6 protein-coding genes are annotated in these 8168 nt (G+C 66.9%); 2 read left to right on the forward strand and 4 right to left on the reverse strand.

Annotated elements, in window-relative coordinates; translation table 11 throughout:
• Window positions 1-29: 29 nt before the first annotated feature.
• Window positions 30-1931 (reverse strand): molecular chaperone HtpG, encoded by a 1902-nt coding sequence (htpG, locus tag SCA01S_RS20670; protein ID WP_062788654.1) that lies wholly within the window; start codon window positions 1929-1931, stop codon window positions 30-32.
• Between the two features lie 181 nt (window positions 1932-2112).
• Between htpG and SCA01S_RS20675 the strand changes: the two genes are divergently transcribed.
• Both SCA01S_RS20675 and SCA01S_RS20680 read left to right on the forward strand, forming a co-directional pair.
• Complete coding sequence (locus SCA01S_RS20675) at window positions 2113-2586, forward strand: (2Fe-2S)-binding protein (RefSeq protein ID WP_167542934.1); 474 nt, start codon at window positions 2113-2115, stop codon at window positions 2584-2586.
• The gene (locus SCA01S_RS20680; RefSeq protein WP_062788655.1) at window positions 2583-4832 is read left to right on the forward strand and encodes a xanthine dehydrogenase family protein molybdopterin-binding subunit; all 2250 of its coding nucleotides are present in this window, start codon (window positions 2583-2585) and stop codon (window positions 4830-4832) included. Before SCA01S_RS20675 ends, SCA01S_RS20680 begins: the two co-directional genes overlap by 4 nt.
• Before the next feature lie 18 nt (window positions 4833-4850).
• Here the strand turns inward: SCA01S_RS20680 and SCA01S_RS20685 are convergent, their stop codons facing one another.
• Genes SCA01S_RS20685 through SCA01S_RS20695 form a run of 3 tightly spaced genes read right to left on the reverse strand, consistent with a single transcriptional unit; the run spans window position 4851 to window position 8054 of the window.
• Window positions 4851-6071 carry an NAD(P)/FAD-dependent oxidoreductase gene (locus tag SCA01S_RS20685; RefSeq protein ID WP_245652849.1) on the reverse strand — a complete coding sequence of 407 codons (1221 nt, stop codon included), beginning with the start codon at window positions 6069-6071 and terminating at the stop codon, window positions 4851-4853.
• Window positions 6072-6118: 47 nt separating this feature from the next.
• Window positions 6119-7117 carry a 4-hydroxyproline epimerase gene (locus SCA01S_RS20690; RefSeq protein WP_062788659.1) on the reverse strand — a complete coding sequence of 333 codons (999 nt, stop codon included), beginning with the start codon at window positions 7115-7117 and terminating at the stop codon, window positions 6119-6121.
• A gap of 10 nt (window positions 7118-7127) precedes the next feature.
• The gene (locus SCA01S_RS20695; protein ID WP_062788661.1) at window positions 7128-8054 is read right to left on the reverse strand and encodes a dihydrodipicolinate synthase family protein; all 927 of its coding nucleotides are present in this window, start codon (window positions 8052-8054) and stop codon (window positions 7128-7130) included.
• Window positions 8055-8168: the final 114 nt, after the last annotated feature.

The following is an 8168-nucleotide window of genomic DNA, read 5'->3' on the forward strand; positions in this document are numbered from 1 at the left end:
CGGGCTGCCCGCATTCGAGCCCGGTCCGATCAGGCCATGGTGGCGCGGGCGATCAGCCGGGCCAGGCGCGACGCAAAGGCGCGCGGGTCGCGCGGCGGCTCGCCATCGACGATACGCGCTTCGTCCAGCAGCAGTTCGGCAGCGTCGGCGCGCAGCTCATCGCCTTCCGGCAGAGCAGCGAGCGCCGCGATCTGCACGTGCGCCGGGTTCACCTCCAGCACCGGCGCCGCGCCGGCCGGAAGTTGCCCAGCGTTGGCCAGCAGCTTTTCCAGCTGGCGATCGAGGCCACTTTCGCTGGCCACCAGGCACACCGCGCTGTCGGTCAACCGGTCAGACGCGCGCACCTCGGAAACCGCATCGCCCAGCGTATCCTTGACGAACGCCAGGAACGCACCCACCGCATCGCTCGGCTCGGCCTGGGGCGCGTCGGCGCCTTCGGGCAAGGGGATGAGGCTGAGATCGGCTGCCCCTTGCGTGACCGACTTGAACGGCTTGCCATCCAGATCGATCGCGCCGCGCACCCAGAAGCTGTCCACCTGGTCGGGCAGCAGCAGAACTTCCACGCCGCGCGCGCGGAATCCTTCCAGCTGCGGCGAACTGGCGATGCGATCCAGATCGCTGCCGGTGGCGTAATAGATCGCGGTCTGGTTTTCCTTCATCGCCGCGACATAGTCCTGCAGCGAACGCCATTCCCCGCCCGACGCCGTGGTCTTGAACCGCGCCAGGCGCAGCAGGGCCTCGCGCCGCTCGAAATCCTCGTAGAGCCCTTCCTTGAGCACCGCGCCAAACGTGTCCCACAGCTTGGCATAGGCCGCCGGATCGTCCTTGGCGGTCTTTTCCAGTTCGCCCAGCACCTTGCCGGTCAGGCCCTTCTGGATCGCGGCAAGGATCGGGCTGTCCTGGATCATCTCGCGCGACATGTTGAGCGGCAGATCGGCAGAGTCGACCAGGCCGCGCACGAAGCGCAGGTAGCGTGGCAGCAACTCCGCCTCGTCGGTGATGAACACGCGGCGGACATAGAGCTTCATCCGCCCCTTGCGATCGGGATCGAACAGGTCGAACGGGCGCGTTTCGGGCACGAAGGCGAGCACGGAATATTCGTGCCGCCCCTCGGCGCGGTAATGCAGGGTCAGCGCCGGGTCGTCCCACTGCCCGGCCACGCTGCGGTAGAAATCCTTGTATTCCTCGGGCGTGATGGCGCTCTTCGGCTTGGTCCACAGCGCGGTGCCATCGGCCACCTGGGTGCCTTCGGCATCGGGCTTGTCCTTGACCGTGATCGGCACGGGCACGTGGCCCGATTGCGCGCGCACCATCTGCTCGATACGCGGCGCTTGCGCATAGTCGGCCGCGTCATCCAGCAGGTGCAGCACGATGCACGTGCCGCGCGCCGGTGCATCCTGCGCCGCAACCGCGCCGATAGTATAGGTGCCCAGGCCATCGGAAGACCACATCGCGGCGCCATCCTGCCCGGCCCGGCGCGAGATCACGTCGACCTTGGCCGCGACCATGAACGCGGAATAGAAGCCCACGCCGAACTGGCCGATCAGCTGGGTGTCTTCCCCGCCCTGCGCCGCCGCGATGCGGTCCATGAACGCCTTGGTGCCCGAGCGCGCGATCGTGCCAAGCGTTTCGGCCATGTCGGCTGCGGTCATGCCGATGCCGTTGTCCTCGATCGTCAGGCGGCGCGCATCGGCATCGACAGTGATGGTGATGCGCGGGGCCGGATCGTCACCCAAGAGATCGGGCTGGGCAATCGCTTCATAGCGCAGCTTCTCGCAGGCATCGGCCGCGTTCGAAATCAGCTCGCGCAGGAAGACATCCTTGTCCGAATAGACGGAGTGGACCATCATGTGCAGCAGCTTGGCCACATCCGCCTCGAAGGCGTGGGTCTGCGGGCTGGCGGCGGTATCGTCCAGAACGTCGGCGGTCATCGGTGGGCTCGGCTCCCTCTGTTTGGCAAGACAATGCAATAGGTGTCTTAGGTGTGCGCCCGCCAAGCCGAGTTCAAGCCCGGAAAATATGGCGCCCTGCCCGATATTCATCGTGCCACGGCGATTAGATTGCGATATGAAACCCAAGCATACGTGCTTTGCGAAGAATGGGCTGCCTTTCATGATCGAATTGACCGTCAACGGCCAGAAGCGTCAGATCGACGCTGATGGCGATACCCCCCTGCTGTGGGTGCTGCGCGACGACCTGGGCATGACCGGGACGAAATACGGCTGCGGCATTGCCCAATGCGGCGCCTGCTCGGTCATGATCGACGGCACCGTGACGCGCAGCTGCGTGACGCCGGTGGAATCGGTCGCCAGCGCGCAGATCACCACGATCGAGGCGGTAGAGGCCGATCCGGTGGGCGCCCGCGTGGTGGAAGCCTGGGTCAAGCACCAGGTGCCGCAGTGCGGCTATTGCCAATCGGGCCAGGTCATGGCGGCCACCTCGCTGCTCAAGCAGAAGGCCAAGCCCAGCGATGCCGATGTCGAGGCGGCAATGACCAACCTGTGCCGCTGCGGCACCTATAACGCGATCAAGGCAGCGGTGCGCGATGTGGCCGGTCTTGCTCCCGCGCAGGAGCACGGCGCATGACCGAATGGACCCCGCTTGATCCCGCGCTGGCCAGGGTGCTGCCCACCGGCGAGCCGGTAAACGTATCGCGCCGTGGCTTCCTGGGCGCGGCCAGCGCCGGCGCCCTGGTGCTCGGCTTTGGCCTGCCGGTGGGCGCAGCCCGCGCGCAGGCAGCCGGCGCTGCCCCGGCGGTGGTGCCCGGCACCCGCGTGCCGGCATTCCTGGCGATTAACCCCGATGGCACGATCCGCCTGCAAAGCCCCTTCGCCGAAGGCGGCCAGGGGGTGTGGACCGCCATGGCCCAGATCGTGGGCGAAGAACTCGATGCCGATCCCGCCACCTTCGTGGTGGAAAACGCGCCCACCGGGCCGGATTACCAGGTCATCAATGGCAAGATGCGGATCACCGGCGGATCGATGTCGGTGCGCTCCAGCTATGACACCATGCGCCGCCTGGGCGCATCGGCCCGCGCCATGTTGATCCAGGCCGCCGCGCAACGCCTGTCGGTGCCGGCCAGCGCGCTCAGCACCCAGCCCGGCCGCGTCGTGCACCAGGCCTCTGGCCGCAGCCTGAGCTATGCCGAACTGGCACCCCACGCGCTAGACCTGCCGGCGCCCACCACGCCACCCACCCTCAAGGATCCCAAGGATTTCCGCTGGATCGGCAAGCCGCAGGCCCGGCTCGACGTGCGCGCCAAATCGACCGGCCAGGCGCAGTTCGCCATCGACAGCAAGGTCGACGGCATGCTCCACGCCGCCGTGCAGCATGCACCGCGCCTGGGCCTCGCCGTTGGCAAGATCCGCAACGAGGCAGCCATCAAGGCGATGAAGGGCGTGCATTCAGTGCATGTCCTCGATGGCGCGGTCGCCGTTGTCGCGCCGCGTTTCTGGCACGCGCGCCGCGCGGTGGAAGCCGCCCAGGTCGATTGGGTTGAGCCCACCGGGGCCAGCTATCGCCCAATGCCGGCCACCTTCTCCACGGCAGACCACGCCGCCCATCTCGCCACGGTGCAGGGCACCGAAGAAGTGGCCGAAAGCACCGGCGACGTTGCCAAGGCCTTTGCCGATGCCGGCGCCAAGGGCACGCTCAGCGCCACCTATCACAGCCAATACCTGAACCATGCCCAGCTTGAGCCGCCCTCGGCCCTGGCGCGGTTCAACGCCGATGGCACGCTCGACATGTGGTTCCCCAACCAGGCGCCCGACATGTTCCTGGCCGAAGTGGCCAAGGCATCCGGACTGCCGCCGGAAAAGATCCGCATCCACTCGCCCCTGCTTGGCGGGTTCTTTGGCCGCCACTTCCTCTATCCCAAGGGCAATCCCTATCCCCAGGCGATCGAACTGGCCAAGCGCGTCAACGCCCCGGTCAAGCTGATCTGGACGCGCGAAGAGGAATTCCTGCGCGACCCGCTGCGCCCGATGGCCGCCGTGCGGTTTCGCGGCGTGGTCGATGCCAGCGGCATGCCCCTGGCGATCGAGGCGGTGAGCGCCACCGAAGGCCCGAGGGAGGGCATTGCCGACAAGCGCAGCGGAGAAATCGATCCCACCGCGCTCGAAGGGCTGGCGGGCAAGAGCTATGCCCTGCCCAACAAGCGCATTGCCCAGATCTTCGTCAAAAGCCCCACCACGGTGGCCTATTGGCGGTCGGTCGGCAATTCGATGAACGACTTCTTCTATGAAGCTTTCCTCGATGAACTGACCGACAAGGGCGGGCAGGATCCCTATGCCGTGCGCTTGCACCTGCTCGCGGGCAACGCCCGCTTGACCACGCTGCTCAAGGCCGTGGTGGATCTGTCCGGCGGCTGGAAGCGCGGCCCGTTCACCGCGCCCGATGGCACCACGCGCGCACGCGGCATGGCCATGGCCTCGCCCTTCGGCACGCAGACTGCGGCCATTGCCGAAGTCTCGATCGCCGATGGCCAGGTCAAGGTGCACGATGTGTGGCAGGCGATCGATCCGGGCAGCATCGTCAACCCCGCCATCATCACCGCGCAGGTCAATTCCGCCGTGGCGCTCGGTCTGTCGCAGGCCCTGATCGAGGAAGCCGCCTACAAGAACGGCGAACGCGTGGCGCGCAATTTCGATGGCTATCCGATCCTCACCCCCGATCGCATGCCGCGCGTGCACGTGCGCATTGTCGAAAGCGGGGAGAAGATGGGCGGCATCGGCGAGCCCGGCCTGCCCGCTGTGCCACCGGCCGTGGCCAATGCCGTGTCGCGCCTGCGCGGTCAGCGCGTGCGCACCCTGCCCATCGGCACGTTGAGCTGAAACAGGCGCGCCTGATCCTCAGCCAAAACGGGAAAGATCGAACGGCGCCAGCGACACAGCTGGCGCCGTTTCGTCGATCAGCGCCGTGATCAGGTGCGCGGTGGCCGGCGCCAGCGTCAGCCCCAGGTGCTGGTGGCCAAAGGCATAAAACAGATTGGCCGCGCGCGCTGATCGGCCGATCGCCGGCAGATAATCGGGCAGCGTCGGCCGGCAGCCCATCCAGCGCCGGAACGGCCCGGCCATCGGCAGCCCGAGTTCCGCCACATGACGTTCCAGCCTTTCCCACTTGCGCGGATCGGCCGGGGCATCGGGGTCGCCCAGTTCGACAAAGCTCGCTGCCTGAACGCTATCGCGATACCGCGTGACGATCATCGCGCGCTGTTCGAACACCACCGGCGGCAGATCGGCCGGCCAAGCGCGCGCGTCGGCGCGGATGTGATAGCCGCGCTCGGCAATCATCGGCACCGCGTGGCCCAGGCGCCGCAAGATGGGCGCAGCACGCACGCCAGCGCAAACCAGCACGGTGTCAGCCCCCAGCCCCGGTATGTCTGCCCGACCATGCGCGATCGCCACATGCGCGCGCTCGGCATGCAGGCGCCCGCCACGCGCCACAAAGGCATGCCGCAACGCCTGGCGCAGCGCATCGAGATCGGCAATCTGCGCCGTACCAGCAAAGCGCACAGCGCCCGCCACCGGCTGCCCACACAGGGCGGAAAGGCGCGCGATATCCTCATAGGTGGCTCGCGCCACCCTTGCCGTGCCGGTCTGCGCCGCCTGCCATGCGGCACGGCCCGCTGCGGCAGCGTGGGCATCATGCCAGGCGACAAGATGCCCTTCTTCGCGCAGCAGGTCCGGGGCGCCAAGGCGCGCCACCAGGTCACGCCAGGCCGGCAGGGCCTGCGCCATCAGCGGCGCCATGGCCGCGCAGCCGGCATGAAAGCGCGCCGAGCGCGCCGCTGCCATCAGCCGCAGGCCGAACGGCAGCCATCGCCCGATGGCGCCCGGCGGAAAGGCCAGCGGCCCGCCCCGGGAAAACAGCCGGCCGGGCAAGGCGCGGATGGTGACAGGCGACGCAAGTGGCTCGACCTGTTCGGTCGCGATATGCCCGGCGTTGCCCCACGATGCGGCTTGGCCCAGGCGATCGTTATCGATGATGGTGACGCTGTGCCCGGCCTCGACCAGCGCGATCCCCGCACAGAGGCCGACCACGCCGCCACCGACAATTCCGATCGCTGCCACGACGACGCCACTCCCCCTTGCGCGCATCCCGCGCCAGGCACATTCACTCAGGTAACCTGGAAACCAGCCCAGAACGGATCATCGCGGTCAATCCAGATCGTATTGAAGCCCGTCGCCACGGCCGATCCCTCGATCGAGGGGATGATCGCGGGCTGGTCGCCCAATGTCACTGCCTGCTCCACCCGCCCGATAAAGCGCGAACAGATATAGCTTTCGTGCACGAAGGTATCGCCCACGCCCAGCTTGCCCTGCGCTGCCAGATGCGCCAGGCGGGCAGAGGTGCCGGTGCCGCAAGGGCTGCGGTCGATGGCCTTGTCGCCATAGAACACGGCATTGCGCCCATCGGCGCCGTCATGCTTGGGCTGGTCGGTCCACAACACGTGGCTGACGCCGCGAATGGTGGAATCGAGCGGATGCACCGGCTCGAACTGCGCGCGCACGGCCTCGCGCACGCGTTGCGACAGCGCCACGATCCGCGCCGCGCCCAGGTCGTCCAGGCCGGTATAGGCGCCCTGCGGCTCGACAATGGCATAATAGTTGCCGCCATAGGCCACATCGACCGATAGCGCGCCGATGCCCTCCACCTCCACGGCTATGCCCCGCGCCGCCACATAGGATGGCACATTGGTGATCCGCACCGACGTGACCTTGGCGCCTTGTGTCTGGTAGGCGATCTCGATCGTGCCCGCCGGCACTTCCACCTTGAGGCGGCCGGGCACTGCCGGCTGGATCAGGCCGTGTTCCAGGCCGAACGTGATGATGCCGATCGTGCCATGGCCGCACATCGGCAGGCATCCGCTGGTTTCGATGAACAGGATACCGATATCGTTGGCCGGATCGACCGGCGGATAGAGAAACCCGCCCGACATCATGTCATGCCCGCGGGGTTCAAAGCACAGGCCGGTACGGATCCAGTCGAACCGGGCGAGGAAATCCTGCCGCCGTTCCGACATGGACGCGCCCTTGAGGAGCGGCGCCCCGCCTGCCACCAGGCGCACGGGATTGCCGGCCGTGTGCCCATCGATGCAAAAGTACGTGTGGCGCATCGCCGCCCGCTCAGGCCAGCACGGGTTCGGCGCGCGTTGGGGTCAGATCGGGCCGGGTGGCGGCGGCCTTTTCGACCATGGCAATCACTTCGGCGCGGCGTGCACCCTCCAGCACATAGCGCGGCGGCAGCACCCGTTCCGAACCACGGCCCATCACCTGCTCGGCCAGCTTGATCGACTGGACCAGGTCATGTTCGGCATCGAGATGCAGCAAAGGCATGAACCAGCGATAGATTTCCAAGGCCTTGGCATGGTCGCCACGCTGCATGGCATTGACCAGTTCCACCGATTCCTTGGGAAAGGCATTGGTCAGGCCAGATACCCAGCCCTGCGCGCCCAGGAACAGGCCTTCCAGCGCCACGTCGTCCAAGCCAGCAAACAGCACGTAGCGATCGCCGAAGGCATTGCGAAAATCGGTGAAGCGACGGGTATCGGGCGCCGATTCCTTCACCGCCACGATGTTGTCCACCTCGACCAGGGCCGCCAGCACATCCTTGTCGATCACGGTGCGATAGGCCGGGGGGTTGTTGTAGAGCATGATCGGCAGGTCCATGCTTTGCGCAACGCCCCGGAAATGGGCGACCAGTTCGTGCGGCTTGGGCACATAGACCATCGGCGGCAGCAGCATCACGCCATCCGCCCCAGCCTTCTGCGCAGCCCGCGCATAGCGCACGGCGCGGCGGGTGTCGTATTCCGAACAGCCGGTGATCACCGGCACGCGGCCATCGACCACTTCCACGATGGCGGAAAGAACCTGGACCTTCTCGTCGAATTCGAGAGAGTTGTTTTCCCCCACGGTGCCCAGCGCGATCACGCCGGTGACCCCGTCGCTGATCAGGTCGTCCACCACGCGCTGGGTGTCGGCCAAATCGATCGACAGGTCTTCGCGAACCTGCGTGGTGACTGCCGGGAACACGCCCTTCCAACCGATTGCCATCTATCGTCGTCCTGATCCTGCTTAGCTGGCAGATCGTATACGATATCATGGAGTGGTCGGCAATCGTGTCTTGGGCTGGTGACGCAGCAGAGGGTGTACGCCAGACGCCAGAAA

Origin of the sequence: Novosphingobium capsulatum NBRC 12533 (assembly GCF_001598375.1) — a bacterium.
GTDB classification, from domain to species: domain Bacteria; phylum Pseudomonadota; class Alphaproteobacteria; order Sphingomonadales; family Sphingomonadaceae; genus Novosphingobium; species Novosphingobium capsulatum.